The sequence below is a fragment of the Sphaerochaeta globosa str. Buddy genome (genome assembly GCF_000190435.1).
Lineage (GTDB): Bacteria > Spirochaetota > Spirochaetia > Sphaerochaetales > Sphaerochaetaceae > Sphaerochaeta > Sphaerochaeta globosa.
In genome coordinates this window covers 2,306,934-2,324,921 of sequence record NC_015152.1, presented here as the reverse complement: position 1 = coordinate 2,324,921, position 17,988 = coordinate 2,306,934, and the positions used below count along the sequence as shown (strand labels likewise).

The 17,988-nt window shown below is 49.4% G+C and carries 20 protein-coding genes and 1 tRNA gene; 6 read left to right on the top strand and 15 right to left on the bottom strand.

The window, feature by feature from the left end:
- Position 1: 1 nt before the first annotated feature.
- Together gltA and SPIBUDDY_RS10895 are read left to right on the top strand one after the other, a co-directional pair.
- The gene (gltA, locus tag SPIBUDDY_RS10900; protein ID WP_013607813.1) at positions 2 to 1,489 is read left to right on the top strand and encodes an NADPH-dependent glutamate synthase; all 1,488 of its coding nucleotides are present in this window, start codon (positions 2 to 4) and stop codon (positions 1,487 to 1,489) included.
- Between the two features lie 75 nt (positions 1,490 to 1,564).
- Positions 1,565 to 2,056, top strand: coding sequence for a PTS sugar transporter subunit IIA (locus SPIBUDDY_RS10895; RefSeq protein ID WP_172634197.1), 492 nt, complete (start codon positions 1,565 to 1,567; stop codon positions 2,054 to 2,056).
- On the opposite strand, the gene SPIBUDDY_RS15770 is transcribed toward SPIBUDDY_RS10895, so the two are convergent.
- The 3 genes from SPIBUDDY_RS15770 to SPIBUDDY_RS10880 are packed head-to-tail and all read right to left on the bottom strand — an operon-like array spanning position 2,050 to position 4,059.
- The gene (locus SPIBUDDY_RS15770) at positions 2,050 to 2,598 is read right to left on the bottom strand and encodes a 5-formyltetrahydrofolate cyclo-ligase (protein ID WP_013607811.1); all 549 of its coding nucleotides are present in this window, start codon (positions 2,596 to 2,598) and stop codon (positions 2,050 to 2,052) included. The two genes, SPIBUDDY_RS10895 and SPIBUDDY_RS15770, sit on opposite strands and share 7 nt — an antisense overlap.
- A 7-nt stretch (positions 2,599 to 2,605) precedes the next feature.
- Positions 2,606 to 3,313, bottom strand: a complete 708-nt coding sequence (locus SPIBUDDY_RS10885) for an energy-coupling factor transporter transmembrane component T family protein (RefSeq protein WP_013607810.1) — start codon at positions 3,311 to 3,313, stop codon at positions 2,606 to 2,608.
- On the bottom strand, positions 3,298 to 4,059 hold the full coding sequence (locus SPIBUDDY_RS10880; protein ID WP_013607809.1) for an energy-coupling factor ABC transporter ATP-binding protein: 762 nt from the start codon (positions 4,057 to 4,059) through the stop codon (positions 3,298 to 3,300). The genes SPIBUDDY_RS10885 and SPIBUDDY_RS10880 overlap by 16 nt, the downstream gene beginning before the upstream one ends.
- A gap of 162 nt (positions 4,060 to 4,221) precedes the next feature.
- Between SPIBUDDY_RS10880 and SPIBUDDY_RS16390 the strand changes: the two genes are divergently transcribed.
- Positions 4,222 to 4,536 carry a CatA-like O-acetyltransferase gene (locus tag SPIBUDDY_RS16390; protein ID WP_081454643.1) on the top strand — a complete coding sequence of 105 codons (315 nt, stop codon included), beginning with the start codon at positions 4,222 to 4,224 and terminating at the stop codon, positions 4,534 to 4,536.
- Here SPIBUDDY_RS16390 and SPIBUDDY_RS10875 read toward each other — a convergent pair.
- A complete protein-coding gene (locus SPIBUDDY_RS10875; protein ID WP_013607808.1) occupies positions 4,533 to 5,135 on the bottom strand; it encodes an HAD family hydrolase in 603 nt (200 codons plus the stop codon). The two genes, SPIBUDDY_RS16390 and SPIBUDDY_RS10875, sit on opposite strands and share 4 nt — an antisense overlap.
- A gap of 124 nt (positions 5,136 to 5,259) precedes the next feature.
- Between SPIBUDDY_RS10875 and SPIBUDDY_RS10870 the strand changes: the two genes are divergently transcribed.
- Positions 5,260 to 5,332 (top strand) — tRNA-Phe (locus tag SPIBUDDY_RS10870).
- Between the two features lie 345 nt (positions 5,333 to 5,677).
- Here SPIBUDDY_RS10870 and SPIBUDDY_RS10865 read toward each other — a convergent pair.
- The 11 genes from SPIBUDDY_RS10865 to SPIBUDDY_RS10815 all read right to left on the bottom strand — a co-directional run bounded on the left by SPIBUDDY_RS10865 (position 5,678) and on the right by SPIBUDDY_RS10815 (position 16,604).
- On the bottom strand, positions 5,678 to 5,974 hold the full coding sequence (locus SPIBUDDY_RS10865; protein ID WP_049787871.1) for a hypothetical protein: 297 nt from the start codon (positions 5,972 to 5,974) through the stop codon (positions 5,678 to 5,680).
- 14 nt (positions 5,975 to 5,988) lie between these two features.
- Positions 5,989 to 7,095, bottom strand: coding sequence for an AAA family ATPase (locus tag SPIBUDDY_RS10860; RefSeq protein WP_013607807.1), 1,107 nt, complete (start codon positions 7,093 to 7,095; stop codon positions 5,989 to 5,991).
- Between the two features lie 143 nt (positions 7,096 to 7,238).
- Positions 7,239 to 8,297, bottom strand: coding sequence for an aspartate aminotransferase family protein (locus tag SPIBUDDY_RS10855; protein WP_013607806.1), 1,059 nt, complete (start codon positions 8,295 to 8,297; stop codon positions 7,239 to 7,241).
- A gap of 1 nt (position 8,298) precedes the next feature.
- A complete protein-coding gene (locus SPIBUDDY_RS10850) occupies positions 8,299 to 9,375 on the bottom strand; it encodes a M42 family metallopeptidase (RefSeq protein ID WP_013607805.1) in 1,077 nt (358 codons plus the stop codon).
- 127 nt (positions 9,376 to 9,502) lie between these two features.
- On the bottom strand, positions 9,503 to 11,032 hold the full coding sequence (locus tag SPIBUDDY_RS10845; RefSeq protein ID WP_013607804.1) for an ABC transporter substrate-binding protein: 1,530 nt from the start codon (positions 11,030 to 11,032) through the stop codon (positions 9,503 to 9,505).
- Positions 11,033 to 11,081: 49 nt separating this feature from the next.
- The gene (locus SPIBUDDY_RS10840; protein ID WP_013607803.1) at positions 11,082 to 12,035 is read right to left on the bottom strand and encodes an ABC transporter ATP-binding protein; all 954 of its coding nucleotides are present in this window, start codon (positions 12,033 to 12,035) and stop codon (positions 11,082 to 11,084) included.
- Positions 12,028 to 13,017, bottom strand: a complete 990-nt coding sequence (locus SPIBUDDY_RS10835) for an ABC transporter ATP-binding protein (protein ID WP_013607802.1) — start codon at positions 13,015 to 13,017, stop codon at positions 12,028 to 12,030. The genes SPIBUDDY_RS10840 and SPIBUDDY_RS10835 overlap by 8 nt, the downstream gene beginning before the upstream one ends.
- Before the next feature lie 8 nt (positions 13,018 to 13,025).
- Positions 13,026 to 13,916 (bottom strand): ABC transporter permease, encoded by an 891-nt coding sequence (locus SPIBUDDY_RS10830; protein WP_013607801.1) that lies wholly within the window; start codon positions 13,914 to 13,916, stop codon positions 13,026 to 13,028.
- Complete coding sequence (locus SPIBUDDY_RS10825; RefSeq protein ID WP_013607800.1) at positions 13,913 to 14,890, bottom strand: ABC transporter permease; 978 nt, start codon at positions 14,888 to 14,890, stop codon at positions 13,913 to 13,915. Before SPIBUDDY_RS10825 ends, SPIBUDDY_RS10830 begins: the two co-directional genes overlap by 4 nt.
- A 26-nt stretch (positions 14,891 to 14,916) precedes the next feature.
- Positions 14,917 to 15,738: a M55 family metallopeptidase gene (locus SPIBUDDY_RS10820; RefSeq protein ID WP_013607799.1), complete on the bottom strand. Its 822-nt coding sequence runs from the start codon at positions 15,736 to 15,738 to the stop codon at positions 14,917 to 14,919.
- A complete protein-coding gene (locus tag SPIBUDDY_RS10815) occupies positions 15,735 to 16,604 on the bottom strand; it encodes a MurR/RpiR family transcriptional regulator (RefSeq protein ID WP_013607798.1) in 870 nt (289 codons plus the stop codon). Before SPIBUDDY_RS10815 ends, SPIBUDDY_RS10820 begins: the two co-directional genes overlap by 4 nt.
- 251 nt (positions 16,605 to 16,855) lie before the next feature.
- Between SPIBUDDY_RS10815 and SPIBUDDY_RS10810 the strand changes: the two genes are divergently transcribed.
- Both SPIBUDDY_RS10810 and SPIBUDDY_RS10805 read left to right on the top strand, forming a co-directional pair.
- Positions 16,856 to 17,206: a hypothetical protein gene (locus tag SPIBUDDY_RS10810; protein ID WP_013607796.1), complete on the top strand. Its 351-nt coding sequence runs from the start codon at positions 16,856 to 16,858 to the stop codon at positions 17,204 to 17,206.
- A gap of 5 nt (positions 17,207 to 17,211) precedes the next feature.
- The gene (locus tag SPIBUDDY_RS10805) at positions 17,212 to 17,898 is read left to right on the top strand and encodes a Crp/Fnr family transcriptional regulator (RefSeq protein ID WP_013607795.1); all 687 of its coding nucleotides are present in this window, start codon (positions 17,212 to 17,214) and stop codon (positions 17,896 to 17,898) included.
- The last annotated feature ends 90 nt before the right edge of the window (positions 17,899 to 17,988 follow it).

Sequence of the window (17,988 nt, the reverse complement as noted above, 5' to 3'; positions counted from 1 at the left end):
TATGCATGCTACAAGAGAAGAGTTGGATGCACAGGCACAAGCATTGTTGGTCCAATATGCAGAAAAGAAATTGACACCCAAGGACCGCGCCCAGATTCCCCTCCAGGAAATGCCTACCCAGTTTGCTGAGGTGCGGGTGAAGAATATGCAGGAAGTAGCAATCGGCTATACGGAAAGCCAGGTGAAAGTGGAGGCCATGCGCTGTCTGCAGTGCAAGAACAAGCCCTGTATCGCAGGTTGCCCTGTTGCCATCGATATTCCCGCTTTTATCGCCGAGGCTGCACAGGGTAACTTTGCCAAGTCGGTTGAGGTCATCAAGCAGAGTAGTCTGCTCCCCTCCATCTGTGGACGTGTGTGTCCTCAGGAAAGTCAGTGCCAGCTCTATTGCACGGTCGGCAAGATGCACAAGGATATTGACCAATCGGTATCGATCGGCCGTATCGAGCGCTTTGTCGCCGACTATGCCCGCGAACACGAGCTGGAGACGATTCCCCAGGTTGGCAAGCCGACCGGCAAGCGTGTGGCGGTCGTCGGGACCGGTCCTGCAAGTATTTCTGCCGCTGCAGACCTGAGAAGGGAAGGCCATGAAGTAGTGATGTTTGAGGCGTTGCATAAAGCTGGTGGAGTGCTGGTATATGGTATTCCCGAGTTCCGCTTGCCCAAGAAGATTGTCGAGCATGAATTGAACAATCTGGTCGCCATGGGAGTGGAGATTCGCAGGAACTACTTGGTTGGCAAGACCCGAAAAATTTCTGACTTGATGGAAAAAGACGGCTTTGATGCTGTGTTTGTCGGCTCCGGTGCCGGACTTCCCAAGTTTATGAACATCGAGGGTGAGAATTATATCGGGGTGTTCTCCGCCAATGAGTACCTGACACGCAGTAATCTGATGAAGGCTTACGCTGTCGGGGAGGCGTTGACTCCGCTTTTTGATTCACACAAGGTCGCAGTTTTTGGTGGTGGCAACGTGGCCATGGATGCGGCTCGAACTGCAAAGCGTTTGGGAGCCGAGGAAGTGACGATTGTCTACCGCCGTACCGAGGTGGAGATGCCCGCCCGTAAGGAAGAAGTCCAACATGCCAAGGAAGAGGGCGTACAGTTCTTGTACCTGCATGCTCCTTTGAAGATTACCGCCAACGATAAGGGAAGGGTAAACGGGGTGGAGTTGATCACCTGCGAGCTGGGTGAGCCCGATGCTTCGGGACGACGCAGTCCGGTTGAGATTGCCGGTAGTGAAACAATGTACGACTATGATACGGTCATTGTTGCTATCGGAAACGACAGCAATCCTTTGATCAAGGCTACCACCGATGGTATCGAGGTCAATCGCAGGGGCAACTTCCTTGTGAACGAGGAGACGTGTGAGACAACCCTGAAGGGTGTCTATGCGGGTGGTGATATCGTTTTGGGTGCTGCAACGGTCATTCTTGCCATGGGGCAGGGCCGTAAGGCAGCAAAGGCGATGAATTCGTATCTCTCTGCTCTGTAACGCTCAATGGGTGGGCCTGAAGTGGTTCAGGTCCACCGCCTTGAAGCTCATTTCTTGTTTGTGTATAGTATCGTAGTGAATATTCGTAATGATTGCCGATCGGTAATCTGTCAGCTTCAGTCTACTGATAAAACCCAGGCCATTCTGGAAGTGATAGATTCCTGCAATATATTTTCCTCTCTTCCCGATCTCGAACGCTTCAAACGCGGGGTGCTTCGTCGTGAGCGTGCGCAGACGACAGGAATCGGACATGGGGTGGCTATTGCCCATGGAAAGATTCTTGGTTTGAACGAGGTGCACATTGCCTTGGGCATCAGCAGGGATGGGATCGAGTACGGTAGTGCCGACGGTATGCCGGTGCACTTGCTTTTTGTCATCGCCTCCTCACCTTCAATCCAAATGGAGTATCTTGGTTCCTTGAGTGCAATTTTGCGTAGTGTGCGCACCGAAGAGATGCGTACTCACCTCATGGATATACACCAAAGCAAGTCAGACGAGGCTTGCCAAAGGTTTTTCTCCATGATGGCTTTGCAGCGATTTATCTGGTTCTGTAAAGACACTCAATAAAAGACACCGGCACACAAAACCTTTGAAACCCGAATGTCCCAGGCCTCGGTGGGGATGCTCTGTAGCAGCTGGTAGGTGCGACACATCCCAATACTCAGTATGGTTGGATAGGTACTCAGGTAGCGGTCGTAGTAGCCTTTACCACGTCCAAGGCGGTCACCTGTACGAGTGTACGCGAGGGCCGGGACAATCAGGATATCCTTTTCAGTGGGTACTGCCACTTGCGTCGTTTCTGGTGCAAGGATGCCATGGCGTCCTAAGCTCAATGCATCAAGATGTTTAACCTCATAGAAGCTTAGACTTGTGTCCTCATTGCATACGGGCAAGGCGAGATGCTTGTCTGCGATACAATGCTCCAGTATCTCTTTGATGTTCACCTCTGAGGCCAGTGGCATGAAGGCGAAGACCCGATCGGCAGTCTTATACGCATGGCTTTGCAGCAATGCATCACAACTGAGTTTGTCTTCTTGCATGAAGTCATCCAAAGTATGAAGCTTTGCTTGGTTTCTCAGTTCTTTGCGTAACACGTGTTTGACATCCATGGCTGAACTATAGCACAGATGCGACTACAAGCAGTACGAGAACGAGGGTGAAAAGCAATACGTCTACGTATGTGTAGGGCAGTCTTGGCCTCGGGCGGGCTGGGTCGAATTGCCTTGCCTCCAGGGCAAGGGAGAGGTCTTCTGCCTTGTCCAACAGCAAATTGAAGATGCCTGATACCAGTGAGGTGAGTGAGCCTAAGGGATTGCGGTTTCGCTGTAGCCGCGCTTTTCTGGCCGTTACTACTTCCAGTGTTGCATCGAAGATCATGGGGAGTATGGAGAGGGTCAATTCAATGCTGCTGGCTACTTCCCAGCCATGGATGAAGGGAATTCTCTCAAGAATACCCCCAAGGGAGCGAGCCAGGTCATCGGGTGCGGTGCTGTCGGCAATGAGCAGGCCGCACAGGATGATGCAGACAAAACGGGTGAAGGCTGCAGTTGCTGCAACATAGCTCTGTGTAGCGAGGTATTCGGTGATGAGGATGAGTAGCAACAGGAATGCGAAGTACTTCAGTTCCCGCTTGTAGCGGCCCCAGGGAAGCTTTTGAACATGTGTGGCTATAAGCAAGGATGCACTCACCAAGAGTAAGCCATTAAGGGAGATCGAGAGAATCACCAGGCAGATGGCGATGGTGGTGGCTACCTTGGTCAGCGGGTTTGCTTTGCAGAGGATGGTGTTTTGCTGTCGATAGTGGAATATCAGCGCTTCAGCCATGAGAGGTCCTTTATGCCAGCCGAGGATGGCAGGTAGATGCCATGCGCCTGTAGGTATGGATACACCTCGGCGGCAGTACCGCTTTGTACCAGCACTCCATCGTCGAGCAGCAGCACGTGGTCAGCGTGTGCGAGGGTTTTATCTACCTCGTGGCTTACGAGGATTATGGTATGGCCTTCTTGTTGCAGCCGCAGCAGGGTGGACAGGACGCTGACCACCGATCGGTAATCGAGGTTCGCAAAGGGTTCGTCCAGTACCAACAGTTTGGGATCCATGACCAGCACTCCTGCGATGGCGAGGCGCCGCTTTTCTCCGCCGCTGAGCGTGCGGGGCCGTTGGTTTTTTTGTTTGTGCAGATCCAGAAGTGTGAGTACTTCTTGTAGTCTGGTTTCTTGCTCTTGCATGGACAATCCAATATTTTCCATGCCGAAGCGTATGTCCTTCTCCACCGTTTGGCCGACTATCTGCGTCTCTGCATCCTGAAAGACCAATCCGATGGCCTGCATGCGTTGCTTGGCCTTCTGGGTCAAATCTTCACTCAAGAGATGAATCTGTCCGCAATTGGGTTGCAGCAGTCCCTTGAGACAGCGGAGCAAGAGGCTTTTGCCCGATCCATTGGGCCCTGTTACCAACGTGAAGGACCCTTTGGGTATAGAGAAGGTAAGGTCCTTGAGAATGGGTTTGTCCCGTTCAAAGGAGAAGCTGAGGTTTCGGACACAAAGGATCGGTGAGCTTGCTTCAGTCATGTGTTCAGACTGTACCAGAGGCTTTTGCTTTGGACAAGGTTTGAATGGTTTACAATCAGATTGCTTTCTGTTCTATCGCTTTAGCCTATACATTCGTTGATATGGCTACCTGGAAACGGGCTGTTCACTGCCAGGTATTCCGTGAGTAAGGAGAAAGCTCGTATGCGGGGAGCTTCGAGCATGATGCCACACATTTTCTTGTTGGGAGTCACATGTACATTCTCGATGGAAAGGTTGTTCTCTATACAACGATCAATACAACTATCACCTATGCCGGGGATTTCGTACACCCCTGTGTCGTATACAATTTCTGGAAAAAAGGATGCAGCTACTCCCTTGTTTGATTGGGGAAAATACGTTAAACGGCAAGGGAGGTGGATGCTTGTGTTTACGGTACAAGCGCATCATTCCTTTGTGGATGGGATTCCTATTGGAAAGCTTGCTTACTCGATTCAGAAACGTTTGGATGCGTTTTAGGCAAGGAGCTCCAAGTTCTTCAATTGCAATCGCAACTGGGTGGCATCTGTATACAGATAGGCTTTTAACCCCTGCTCTTGGGCACTGAGAACGTTTTGTTGCATGTCGTCGGTGAAGAAGACTTCGTTCGGTAACAAGTGCTCCTCTTTGATGATTGTTTGGAAAAATGAGCCTTTCGGTTTTGAAATATGCATACGGTGAGAGGCGTATACGTGATCGAATATGTCATATTGATGCAAACGGTGATGCATAGTGAAGTGAGCATCGTTGACGTTTGTGCCGCAGATGACTCTATAGCCGTTCTGTTTGAGTTCAGAGAGCACTTTCAAGGTAGGCTGGTCTAGAGTCGGTTCAAAAAACTTTCCGAGCAGACTGCCTTCATGGTTGACTACAGTGGACTCTGTTTCCCGTTCATATACTTCCCAGAACTCGTCTTCACTGATTATCCCTTCGCTGTGAGAGGTCAAAGCATTATTTACGATGGGAGATATTTTAGAAAACGACGATTCTTTGCGACCTAGGAAGGCTAGAAGCTTGGGTGCAACCATAAAGTTCCTTACCAGTACCCCACCCATATCAAACATGCAGACTTTGATCATATACTGTCCCTCCCTCGATGGGACTATACCATAAAACCACCTTGAAATTGGTGCAAGATTTTGCGTTTTTCTAGAAAGGTGTTGACAAGAAATCATCAATTAGGGTATACAAGAGGACGTTGACGCCGCTTTAGCTCAGTTGGTAGAGCAAAGGACTGAAAATCCTTGTGTCCGCAGTTCAATTCTGCGAGGCGGCACTAAACAGAGAAGACTCCTCCTCCCTTACGGGAAGGGGAGTTTTGCTTTGTAGGGGGGTAATTAGTGTAGTACAATTCTGTCATTAAAAATGGATTGAAGGTAGCGACTCAGTTCTTAGCTAGCTTCCCTGCATGATTTGAAGGTATTGCTATCTTGGAGGAATTATTTGGAATTCCTGTAAATGACCCTGATGGTGTTGAAGCCCAGAATAGAGAGAAATCAAAATGATGGTTTTGCAATGCTCCTATTAATCCATTGCACTTGCAAAAATCTGTTTTGAAATCCTTGTCTGCTTTGCTGGATAGTAATTCTTTGATTCTATGGAGGCCGCAGCTTCTTATCAATTATTGTTCAAGGTTTTTTACCTGAGGGATGCAAAGTACGCGCTTAATCATTGGCTGAGAATTCAGCATTTTAATATTTTCATGCAAGAGAGTGGCATCATTGGTGTCAGTATCAAAAATCAGAATTACAGTAGTATTGAACCGCAACGATGAGAGAGAACCTCTTGTTAGTAATTTCTCTACTACAGTATGAATTCTTACTTTTCCTGCACAGATGCATCTAAAATCAGTCTTTAGGACCTGTACCAGCTTTGCTTCGGTTTCCCCTTCAACAAAATATTGATAGTAGTGTTGCATCAAATATCCTCACTTCACAACGTAGCAATGCGACTCACATCAGGGGATGTTGAGAAGAGATCGTTCTCAACTGCACGCTTAAGTGAATCGGTATTTCGCTTGAGAAAGTCATCAGCATTGATACAACGGATTGTGCATGTTTTCCCTAACTGCTCCTTTTTTAGAAAACAATATGAGTGTTTGGGAAAAGACATATCCAAAATATCAGTAGTATGGGTAGTAAAGAAAAGCTGTTCATCCTCTCCCAATTTTTCAACCATTTTGGCAAGAATTTCTCGTTCTATATCACTGTGTATATATGAGAATTTCTCATCGCAGTAGTAAAAACCATTCTGTTTTGCCAGAATGGCAGCCAACATGGATGCGATTCCAATCCCAGATTTTGTTCCGCTGGAGAGAATTTCTCCATTCAGTACTTTTCCATCTTGGATGATTACATCATGATTACCCACCTTGATAACATAAGAATTCTTAATATCCCTCGCCTTGATAATTTCCTGAATAGAAGGGTCCAAGACAGAGAGAACAATATTAAGAATTTCTAGCAAGCCATTCTTATCCAATTCCTGGAAGGTAGGTATTTTTTCTTCGATACTTGGATAGGTAAAAAGCCATCCGAAGTTTTCAATAGATTCCAGTGCTTTGCTGCATGACTCTCTTTCAACGATCAAGTTGTCCAGTTTCGAGGCACACATCTCATAACTATCTGAAAGAGCGATAGGAACTGACTTTACTGTAACTTCCATATCACCTTCATCATACGAGCCGGGAGTAACTGGGGGGCTTATAAGGGCTTCCACCCGATAGAGCCTCTTTGCTTTTGCCACAAATTCGATGGTAAATGACGCTTTCTTGGATGTGTCATTGATAGTATTACAGACCGGGATAAGGCTTTTATTATAGATGCTATTAAAAATGGCCATGAAAGCTTTTCCCAAGGTTGTTTTGCCTGAGGCATTAGCTCCCATAAGAACTATCAGCTTTTTGTACCGGAAATTGTTTCTACCTGAAAGAACTTCATGCTCAATTATGGACCCCACAATCTTTTTTGGGTAAGTCAGCATAATTTCAAAATTATTGAAAGCAAACACATTGTCCAGCTTCAATCGCATGACAATCATAGAACTCTCCTTGTTTATTTCGTAAAATACGAACTAATACAGCTATACTATAGCCATAAACAAACAAGAATGCAACAAGAACACATTCGACTTGTACTGATGATTTACAAAGAAGTGAGACTTAAAGAGAATGGTTTGGATTTCTACAACCCAGCCAACGCCTTACCCAAGTACTCCATATCCTCTTTGCTGTATCGCTGGTCTATCTGAATGCTCATCACATGGTCATAAATCCAGAGGGCATGAGGAAACTGTTCCTTGTTGGTCAGCATCGGAGGCAGCGGCCAATAGACTGTGCTCTTGATGCTTTGCCTTTCCAATTGCTGTTGGGCTCTCTGCCTGTCTTCACTATAGAAGGTGAAGTGACTTGGGCAGGTTGCCTCATCCAGGCTCTTGAAAATCGGCTGGCATTGCGGGGAGGGTGTGAGTGCGTTGAGAACTGTTTGGTAGTTTTCCCTACGCTTCTCAATCATGTGTGTTGGATCGAGCGAGTTGAGAATGGTCTTGGACTTCTCATCACCTGCAAAGGCATCGAACATGTGCCTGAGGCGCATCTCCGTTTCCCAGAAGATGGATGAGGCCTGTTCGGCATAGGTGTCGTTTCCCGACTTATTGGCCAGTTTTTGATACTCCATCGCCTTATAGCGGCCCATCAGGTGCTCTTCGTCAGCTTTCAAGGGCTCAACGGAAAAGCTTTCTTTTCTCTTGACGGCTACACCGCCGCTGGCAATACCCAGCCATTTTCGGACACTACCTGCATAGTAGTCTGCATTGGGATAGTGTCCATCTTGAGAAAAAAGGCTATGGGTGGTGTCCTGGATAATGGTGATTCCATTCTGCCTGCAGACCTCAAGGAAGGCCTTGTCGTATCGGCTGAACCCGTAGTAGCCGCAGAGGTTCAGTACCGAGACATCCGCTAGGTCCTCATACTTGAAAATTGGCTTGAGTTCCGCTTGGTCGACATCGTAGAAACGCAGGGCGTAGCCTGCCTTTTCGTAGCTGCTAAGCACCGTCTCACACGTATAGGCAGGAACGTAGGCAAGCTTTGGCCTGCTCGCGTTGGCACAATCCAACAAACAGGCATACAGTGCGCATCGGCCCGAGAGGAAGGATTGAACATCCGCTCCAAGGGCCGTGAAGTATGAACTTGAACACTGACTTGGCTCTTGGAGGGTGAACATGGATCCGATGCGCATTCTCATATTAGAAACTCCGGATGATCTGATTGTCCATTCTCAAAAGAATTTCTTTGGCTAGGCGCACCGCTTGCTCTACATCATAGAGAGCGCTGATTCCATAGTGGGTATGCGCATACCGCACAGGAACTCCAATGACAATGGCGGGAATACCGTCGTTGGCCAAGTGAATCGGTGCTCCATTGGTTGCCCCTGCACTGCGAACGGCTTCCTGTACCGGAATACCGAGTTGCTCTGCAAGGTCGAGGGCATACCGTTGGAAGCGCGGGTTGGTGATCATGCGGGAGTCGATATGGCGCAGCATCGGACCTTTCTTCAGACACGTTTGCGCCTGATATGCTGGAACGACCGTATCGTCGGCAGGACACCCTTCAAACACGATAGCCAAATCCGCTTTGATTGTATTTGCACTGACGATGGAACCACGGGTTCCCACCTCCTCTTGGCTGGAGAAGTCGCCTACAAGGTTTACCTTCAATTCGGTTCCCTGCAAATCCTTGAGTGTGGCAAGGGTGCTTGCACAACCGATACGGCAGTCAAAAGCCTTGCCGATGAAGAGGCCATGCTTTTCATCATAGGTGCAGGTTACCTCAGGAACTACCGGAGCTGCGATGCCGATTCGATAGTCATGAATGACCTCATCGCTGCTGCTGGCCCCTACATCGAGTACCAAGTTGGTAATCTCAAGCGGAGCCTTCTTCTCAGCCTCACTCATGAAGTGTGGCGGCTTACTTGCAACGACAGCGGGAATATACACGCCATCCTTGTTGCGGATGCGAACCATGTGGGCAGGCACGTTGGTTGGAATCCAACCTCCGATGGTTATGAATTCAATCATTCCATCAGGCCTGATCGCCTTCACCATGAAACCGACCTCATCGGTGTGGGAATTGAGCTGTACGATGGGAAGACCGGTTTTATTCTCATGTCGGTAGAGGTAGAGGTTGCGAATTCGATCTTCGGTGAAGGTTCCCAAATCGGCTCCTTCTTCTCGAATTACAGAAAGCACTTCATCTTCAAATCCGCTGATGCCGTTGGCATCGCTGATGCGTTTGATGCTTTGAATGAGGTCTTGCGTATTCATGGACTATATCCTTTAGGATGAGGAATTTTGAGTAAAACCAGGCAGGGGCACCACAAGAAAACTCAAAGGTGTACAGTTTTGTAAGTATGTCCGCTTGTGCTGCCACCGGCCTGGAACCTAATACATGTTACTTGGCAACCTTGACGGTTTCCAATCTGTGGTATCCGATCGGGTCGAGGACGAAGCCCTCGGTCTTCTTGTTTGCACCGGCGGTGATGGCGGTGTAAATGATCGGAGCGTTGTTTGCGACTTCCTTCAGCCTGATAGCCAAATCCTTATAGGCAGCATCACGAACCTTGGTATCGGCACTGGTGCGTCCGAGCATGACCAAGCGGTCAACTTCGGGATCGGCGATGAAGGAACGGTTTCCGGGAGCACCCTGCTGTGAGCTGTGCTCAAGCGAGTAGTAAGAGTAGTCAGCATCCTTGGTTGAGGTTACCCAGCCAAAGTATCCCATGTCGTGCTCACCGGCGGTCGTGCGGCTGATGAAGGTACCGAATTCCATTACCTCTACCTTTACCGTGATGCCGATTTCTCGGAGCATTTCCTGGATAGCCTGACACATCTCAACACGGCTCTGGTTGTTGTTCACCCACAGCGTTGCATTGAAACCATTGGGATAGCCGGCCTGGGCAAGCATTGCTTTTGCCTTGGTGGGATTGTATTCCCATACACCGGTGGAGTAGTAGCCGTATACAGCCGGGGCGATGATTTCGTCGGCGGCGGAGCCGGTGCCACTATTGACGGTGTCAACAAGCAGCTGGCGATCGATTGCCATGTTGATGGCCTGACGAACCAACTGGTTGTCGAAGGGAGCCTTGCGCGTATTGAAAGAGATATAGAAACAAGTCAACGAAGGAGCTTCCAAAAGGGTGAGGTTCTTGTTTTCCCTTACACGCTTGAGGTCGGAAACAAGGATGTCGTACACGATATCCAGCTCTCCGGTCTCCAAGGCAATGGTTCTCTGGGAAGCTTCAGGAATGACCTTGACGATCAGATTCTTGGTCTGGGGAGCTCCCTTGTAGTACTGGTCGAATGCCTCAAGCTTGGCATTGTCGTTCTGGGTCCACGAAACGAACTTGTAGGGACCGGTTCCGACGGGTTTGGTCTTCAGGATGTCCGGGTTTGCAGAGACATAGTCCTTGGGAACAATGGCTGCAAACGGAACTGCGAGGTTGCGCAGCGTCGGTCCATACGGAGCCTTGGTGGTTACCAGCACCGTATACTGGTCCTCAATCTTGACTTCCTTGATGAAGTCGACGATGTAGGAGACCGAAGCACTTGCAATGGCACGGTCGAGGGAGAACTTGACGTCATCGGCATCCAAGGCTTCACCGTTGTGGAATGTGAGGCCTTTGCGAATGAAGAACCGGTACGAAGTAGGGGATACTACCTCCCACTTCTCAGCGATCTGGGGAATGACTTCACCTGTAGCAGGATTGGTATCCACCAGCGTGTCAAAGATGTGGTTGGTCACTGCGACAGCGGGGGTCTCTTTACCGATGTGGGGATCGAACGAGGTGACATCCGCCCCCTGTCCAACAGTAATCGTATCCTTGTAGCCGGTTACGGCTGCAGTGGACGATTCTGAGGATCCGCCAGCGAAGAGGGCTGCGCTGCAGAACAAAACGAGTAGCACGGTCAGCATCTTTTTCATGGTCTTTTCTCCTATTTTCTTTCGATGCCCCTTTGGCAGGAACAACGAGTTACACCAAAACACAAGCAACAAAGTGACCAGGCTCCACTTCCTTCAGCGGAATATCGGCCTTTCTGCAAGCATCAGAGACATACGGACAGCGCTTGGCAAACCTGCAACCCGGTACCGGATTGACCGGACTGGTCAACTCGCCATGCAACAGGACGCGGTCGACCTCATAATCGGGATCGGGAACGGGTATGGCGGATAGCAGTGCCTGGGTATAGGGATGCAGCGGTTTCTCAAAGAGGGAACGCGAGGGTGCATGCTCAACAACCTGTCCCAGATACATGACGGCTATCGTATTGGAAAGGTGCTTCACCACCGATAGGTCATGCGTGATGAACAGGTACGTCAAGCCGAACTCATCCTGTAAATCCTGCATGAGATTCAAAATCTGCGCCTGGATGGAAACATCCAGGGCCGACACCGGTTCGTCGCAGACGATGAACTTCGGATCGAGGGCAAGGGTGCGGGCGATACCGATGCGTTGTCTTCTCCCCCCATCGAGTTCATGAGGATAGCTGTTGACCAACCTGGCCGACAAACCGACAAAGTCCATCAGCTCAACTACACGCTTTCTTAACTGTACAGCTTGCTTACGGGTGTATAACCTTTGGATGAGCAGACTTTCTGCAATGGTCTCACTGACTGTCATGCGGGGGTTGAGCGAAGCAAAGGGGTCTTGGAAGATGATTTGCATATCCCGTCGGATTTCTTTCATCTCGTGCTTGGTAAGCGCGGTAATTTCCTTTCCATCAAAAAACACCTTGCCATCGGTAGGCTCATGCAGTCGTAGAATGGTTCTGCCAAGGGTTGACTTGCCGCAGCCCGATTCACCGACGACGCCCAGAGTCTCCCCCTTGTTCAGGGTGAAGGATACATCGTCGACAGCATGCAGGGTGCCATGGTTTGTATGAAAATATTTTTTCAGGTGTTCGACCTTGAGCAAGGGTTCAGCCATTTTGTACCTCCACATTGGCAAGGATGCAGCGCACCTGATGGGTGGCGCTTACCTGATAGGACGGCGGGACAGCCTGTTTGCAGACCTCCGTTGCAAACTGGCAGCGGGGTGCAAACTTACAACCCGCTGGCAGGTCGGTCGGATCGGGCATCATACCCTTGATGGGGCTGAGCCTTTTGACTTCCTTGGTCAAGGAAGGAATGGAGCCAAGCAATCCCTTGGTGTAGGGGTGGGTGGGTCGTTTGAATATATCCTGGAGCGTTCCCAGCTCAATGACCTGACCGGCATAGATGATTGCCACGCGGTCACAATTCTGCGCTACAACCCCCAAGTCATGGGTGATGAGCAACATGGCGGTGTTGAGTCTGTTTTTCAGGGCGGTTATCATATCGAGCACTTGGGCTTGGATGGTCACATCCAAGGCCGTAGTCGGCTCGTCGGCGATGAGAAGCGTGGGATTGCATGCCAAGGCAATGGCGATGATTACCCGCTGCTTCATCCCGCCTGAGAACTGGTGGGGATACTCATGGCTTCGAGATGAAGGTATGCCGACCATTTCCAGCATCGAAAGAGCCTGTTTTTCCATCTCTTCCTTGCTCAGGTTCTTATTGTGGGCTTCCACCACCTCCATGATTTGGTCGCCCACCGACATAACCGGATTGAGGCTGGTCATAGGGTCCTGGAAAATCATGGAAATACTGTTGCCGCGAATGGCACGCATTTGATTTTCACTCAGTGAGAGCAGGTCCTTGTCTTCGAAGAAAATCTTACCCGACTTAATGACTCCCGGAGGGGAGGGGATCAAGCGGAGAATACTGCGGGCAAGCGTTGTTTTTCCTGCTCCGGTTTCACCGACCAGCCCCAGTGTCTCACCTTTGAGCATGGATAGGGAGACATCGTTCAGCGCATTGACGATACCGTCATCGGTTTCGTAATGAACCGTCAAATCTTCTATGCGTATCAGCTCTTCTGTTTTACTCATGCTTGCTCCTAATTCTTCAGTCGGGGATCCAGAGCATCCCTGAGGCCATCACCCATAACATTGAGAGCGAGGATGGTAATCATGATTCCCAAGCCGGGAATAACGGTAATGTGCCAGCCCTCTCGGATGTAGGACCTAGCCGAGGAGAGCATCGAACCCCATTCTGGGGTGGGCGGTTGGATGCCCAAACCGAGAAACGAGAGTCCGGCTATGGAAAGTATTGCACCGGCAACACCCAAGGTTGCCTGCACGATAAGCGGAGCCATGGAATTGGGAAGGATGTACTTGAAGATAATGCGGAAATCACTGGCACCCATTGCACGGGCGGCCTCGATGAACTCCTGGTCCTTGATGGTCAGTACGGAAGCACGGACGGTTCTGGCGAAAGTGGGCACATAGCTGATGGCGATCGCAATCAACACGTTGGTCAGGCTGGTACCCAAGGCAGCTACAATTGCAGTTGCCAGCAGCATGGACGGGATGGCAAGCAACACATCCATGAAGCGCATGATGACGTTGTCGGTAACCTTGCCGTAGTAGCCGGCAATGGAACCGAGAATGACACCGACGGTGGTCGAAAGAGCGATGGCAATCGTTCCCATGAACAGCGAGTATCGCACAGCCCAGACCATGCGCATGAAAATATCACGTCCAAACTCATCGAGACCGAAAATATGGGCTTTGCTCGGGCCTTGCAGCCTCAAGCGCAAGTTCTGCTTGATCACATAGTTGTTGTAGATTGCATTGTCAGTCACCAAGTCGATGACTATGGTGCTTAATGCGATAAGGACCAGTGAGACCAGGACAATCATGCCGGTAAGGGCAAGTTTGTTCTTTCTGAAACGTCTCCAGGTTTCAGATGCAAGGGTGCGCTGTTTCTTGACCTCTGATGTCTTCATACGGTGACCTCCCTTTTGCTGGCTGCCTTTTTACCCTTGTATTGGCTTTTGATGCGTGGGTCGAGGAAGGCATAGAGGATGTCGACCAAAAGATTGACGAAACTGAACATGACTGCCATGAAAATTACAGCACCTAGTACCATGGGAATATCCTTGCTGGTGATGGAATCGACCATCAGACGGCCAAGACCCGGCCAGGAGAAAATGGTCTCAGTGAGCATGGCGCCTCCAAGCAGGTGTCCGAACTGCAAACCGACTGCGGTTACGATGGGAATCAGGGCGTTCTTGAGCATGTGCTTGTTAGTTACCTGCTTTTCTGTGATGCCTTTTGCACGGGCTGTGGAAATATAGTCCTGCCGGATGACTTCCAGCATGGAGGAGCGGGTCATACGCACCACCGTTGCAGCAACTCCCGTCCCCAACGTGATAGCCGGTAATATCAGGGACCTGAGCAACCCCCAAAATCCGCTTCCCATGCCTTGTGATGGCAACCACCCCAGTTTGAGTGCGAAGAGAAGCGAAAGCAACAAGCCGAGCCAGAAGTTCGGCATCGAGACCCCGATGAGCGAGAGTACCATCGAAGAGTTGTCCATGAAGGTGTATTGTTTTTTCGCTGAAAGAATTCCTACAGGAATGCCGATCATAAGGGCCACGAGAATGCCGGCGATGGCTAAAAGGGCAGTGTTGGGAAATTTATCCCACACCTGTTCAGCCACCGACAACTGGTTTCGGTAACTCGTCCCCAGGTCCCCACGGAATAGGTTTCCCATGTAGGTTGCATACCTGAAAAGCAACGGTTTATCCAAGCCCAATTCAATCCGCTTCAGGGCGAGGGACTCTGCACTGGCCTGATCGCCCAGAATGATGGCCGCCGGATCGCCGGGCGTCAAGGACATGATGAAGAATACAATGAAGGTGACTCCTAGGAGTACCGGTATCATCATGAGCAAACGTCGTACTATATACTTTCCCATACCTCTTCCTCTCTCACGTGCTCTGCTTATGTGTATTGGGCGAATTTGCCACCAAGCATGGCAATGGTCAGGATCATGTGGAAAATATCGGTGTAGTTGCTGCTCTTGTACTGCACAGTCCTGCCGTCGAGGCGCGTGATGCCCGGGACTATGGAAACGGCATCGGCAATGACAGTCGTAGCCAAATCCACTTCCAGGGTTACCTCGCCCTCTAGACGTTTCACCTCAAAGTCATCTTGCTTAAGGAACGCCTGCACCTGTGACTCAAAGGCTTTCTGCACCCGCTCGGGGCTGTACATTTTGGCAGCATAGCGGCCCATACCTTCCTTGGTCCGTACATAGGGGACCGGCAGGAACTCTTTCATTTGTTCTTCAAGAATGTCATCGCCGCTGATGAGGGCGATAGGAACACCGAACAAGCCCGCATAATAGGCATTGATCTCCACTTCCCCCACTTCCTTCCCATTGAGGCGCACCCGGTAGATGCACGATGAGCTGTAGGAGTGGTCCATGCCACCGTTCAGTGTTCCGATGCTTGCATGGTAGCCCAGCAAGAATACGGCATCAAAGCTCTCATCCAAGCCTTCCATCATGTAATTGCGACGTGGATAGCCCTTCACATGGGTGACCCGTTCATCACCGAATGAACCATACAGCAGGTTCTCTCCCCGGCTGTGGGAATCGCAGATACAGATTTCCTGGATATCAGCGTTCTTCAGGAGCGTTGAGATTACATAGGTAAGTTCCTGTTTCAAAAGACCTGCACACCAAGCTTCCTTGGTGGTCATCTCATTCCAAGAAGAGATGCCTTCGATGCCTTCCATGTCTGTTGAAATAAATATCTTCACAATAAGCCTTCCTTCTGGGCTTTCAGGAATGAGTAGCCCTGTTGTTCTGAATGATAAATTTCCTTCATATGGGTTATGAGGCTGCCTTTGCTGGAGAGCAGAAGCATGTTGATGAATACCTGGATGACTGCAATCATACCCACATAGGAGTTGGTGAGCAGCAGTGAGTTGTTTGCGCAACGAACCACGGCCTTTGCAATGGGGTAGATCGGGCAGTTTGCTGAATCAGTGAATAAAAAGACTTGCGCACCCTGTTTTTTAGCTTGTGTGGCTACATGGATGGCCTCGGGGGAGTAGGGAGGCATGGTCAGGATGAAAAGGCTGTCATTGACGGTGATATTGCGAAGCTTGGGACTATAGTCGCTGATGGAACCGGTAATGCCATGCACATCTTTGATTTGCAGACAAGTCAAGGCATACTCAAAAATCTGCATGATGTTCTTGCTGACGCCGAAGCCGCTGATGAAAACTCGATTGCTGGAAAAAACTCCTTCAACCATTTCGAGCAGCGAGGGTACGCTGATGTCCTTCAGCGTTTTACTTAGGTTGTTGATTTCGTTGTCAGCAAGCCTTTGCAACTGTTTCTTGACCGGCAGCAGATCCAGTTCATTGAGGGTGACCGCCGAGTCGGGGTGAAGCTTTGTTTTCACCTCTTCCTGAACTGCTTCCCTGAACTGCTTGTATCCCTTAAAGCCGAGGGCCTGGGTATAGCGAACCAAGGAAGCATTGCTGACTCCGATGGTTTTACTGAGGTCATGCACTGAGGAAAAACCGATAGCGTCGTAGTTGTCCAAAAGCCAACGCCCGATTTCCTGAAAGGACGGGGACATGCTGCCAAGATTTTCCCGAATCCTCTCTCTGATCATGACTGCCTCCCCTTCGTGGTTGAAGTGTGTAATAAAAATTCCAACCCCTGCTCAAATATTAACAAATATTACAGAAATATGCATCAATTTTTTAACATTTTTATCAAGAATGACATAACCTGTTGCTGTGTAAATGTATAAATATTGGAAAAAGTGCAAAAACACCTGATTTATTGCATATTTGCAACAAAATTCATTCATTTTGCTTTTTCCTTGTACGTTGAGTATAATAGAGAAAGGAGGCACGGTGAATGGACGAATTGAAAGCAGCCTATGAGGCATTGGGCCCTGATGCGACAGACGAGCAAATCAATCTTACTGCTGAAGCCTTGGCCCGCAGGCAGTTTATGCCTGTTTTGATTCTCTCGGTTCCGAACTTCTTCCAGTACACGAAAAAAGACATGCTTAAAGAATTTGACCGTGTGAGAAAGCTTCCTGATGACAGCGAGGAATTGAAAGCAGTCATCGGCCTCTCGGGTGCGGCTGAAGTAAAGGAAAAGCATCTTTTGACGTTGCTCAACCAATATGAACTGCTTTGCGGCTTACGCGTAAGTGACGGTGATGCATGGGCTGTGGTGAACGAGCTCTATGAGGACGATTGAAAGCGATGATGCAATGTAGTGCCTGTGCAAATGGGACATCCCCCTGTCTGCATAATGTTCCTATCTTCCAACATCTTGACCCGACAGAGATCAAGCGGGTGCAGAAACTCATCATCCAGCGGGAGCTCGAAGCAAATGAGGTACTGTTCCATGAGGGGGATGCTTGTGTAAACCTCTACATCGTACGCACAGGCTCATTGAAGCTGGTTCGCTACTCGAATGACGGTAAGGAGTTTCTGCTGGATACCCTGTTTCCCGGCGACTTCTATGGCAGTGATGGCTTGTTTGCTCCAGGGACTGTGCAAGAAAGTGCTATTGCCGAGCAAAAATGCGGTATTTGTACGATACAAGGAAAAGAACTTAAGCTTTTGATGCTAAGCGATCCTTCCATTTCGCTTAAAGTCATGGAGTATTTCAACACCAAGCTGGAACAGTACCGTCAGCAGCTGGAAATGCTTTCCACCAAGGATGTCACCAAGCGCCTTTGCATGTATCTCTATCAGCGGTCGACGCGTAGTGCAAGTTTGGAATTGCTTCTTTCCCAGGAGGACATCGGCAATGCCATCCACCTCACCAAGGAGACGGTGAACCGCAAACTATCAGTCCTGCAGGAACAAGGGATGCTACGGATTGCCGGAAAGAAGAAAATCATTATCCTTGACTTGGATACACTCAAAGAACTCGCTTTTTGAAAAAAAGTTCCTACATTGATTTGAATCATATTAGTTTGCTTATATGCGGTGTATGCTTAGTACAGGACAATGATACAAGGAACAAGGTGC

What these genes read in the sequence shown, in the direction of transcription:
- gltA (WP_013607813.1), top strand. Translation starts at nt 2, where the DNA reads ATGCATGCTACAAGAGAAGAGTTGGATGCACAGGCACAAGCATTGTTG.
- SPIBUDDY_RS15770 (WP_013607811.1), bottom strand. Translation starts at nt 2,598, where the DNA reads ATGGATGTCAAACACGTGTTACGCAAAGAACTGAGAAACCAAGCAAAG.
- SPIBUDDY_RS10885 (WP_013607810.1), bottom strand. Translation starts at nt 3,313, where the DNA reads ATGGCTGAAGCGCTGATATTCCACTATCGACAGCAAAACACCATCCTC.
- SPIBUDDY_RS10880 (WP_013607809.1), bottom strand. Translation starts at nt 4,059, where the DNA reads ATGACTGAAGCAAGCTCACCGATCCTTTGTGTCCGAAACCTCAGCTTC.
- SPIBUDDY_RS16390 (WP_081454643.1), top strand. Translation starts at nt 4,222, where the DNA reads ATGCGGGGAGCTTCGAGCATGATGCCACACATTTTCTTGTTGGGAGTC.
- SPIBUDDY_RS10875 (WP_013607808.1), bottom strand. Translation starts at nt 5,135, where the DNA reads ATGATCAAAGTCTGCATGTTTGATATGGGTGGGGTACTGGTAAGGAAC.
- SPIBUDDY_RS10865 (WP_049787871.1), bottom strand. Translation starts at nt 5,974, where the DNA reads ATGCAACACTACTATCAATATTTTGTTGAAGGGGAAACCGAAGCAAAG.
- SPIBUDDY_RS10860 (WP_013607807.1), bottom strand. Translation starts at nt 7,095, where the DNA reads ATGATTGTCATGCGATTGAAGCTGGACAATGTGTTTGCTTTCAATAAT.
- SPIBUDDY_RS10855 (WP_013607806.1), bottom strand. Translation starts at nt 8,297, where the DNA reads ATGAGAATGCGCATCGGATCCATGTTCACCCTCCAAGAGCCAAGTCAG.
- SPIBUDDY_RS10850 (WP_013607805.1), bottom strand. Translation starts at nt 9,375, where the DNA reads ATGAATACGCAAGACCTCATTCAAAGCATCAAACGCATCAGCGATGCC.
- SPIBUDDY_RS10845 (WP_013607804.1), bottom strand. Translation starts at nt 11,032, where the DNA reads ATGAAAAAGATGCTGACCGTGCTACTCGTTTTGTTCTGCAGCGCAGCC.
- SPIBUDDY_RS10840 (WP_013607803.1), bottom strand. Translation starts at nt 12,035, where the DNA reads ATGGCTGAACCCTTGCTCAAGGTCGAACACCTGAAAAAATATTTTCAT.
- SPIBUDDY_RS10835 (WP_013607802.1), bottom strand. Translation starts at nt 13,017, where the DNA reads ATGAGTAAAACAGAAGAGCTGATACGCATAGAAGATTTGACGGTTCAT.
- SPIBUDDY_RS10830 (WP_013607801.1), bottom strand. Translation starts at nt 13,916, where the DNA reads ATGAAGACATCAGAGGTCAAGAAACAGCGCACCCTTGCATCTGAAACC.
- SPIBUDDY_RS10825 (WP_013607800.1), bottom strand. Translation starts at nt 14,890, where the DNA reads ATGGGAAAGTATATAGTACGACGTTTGCTCATGATGATACCGGTACTC.
- SPIBUDDY_RS10815 (WP_013607798.1), bottom strand. Translation starts at nt 16,604, where the DNA reads ATGATCAGAGAGAGGATTCGGGAAAATCTTGGCAGCATGTCCCCGTCC.
- SPIBUDDY_RS10810 (WP_013607796.1), top strand. Translation starts at nt 16,856, where the DNA reads ATGGACGAATTGAAAGCAGCCTATGAGGCATTGGGCCCTGATGCGACA.
- SPIBUDDY_RS10805 (WP_013607795.1), top strand. Translation starts at nt 17,212, where the DNA reads ATGATGCAATGTAGTGCCTGTGCAAATGGGACATCCCCCTGTCTGCAT.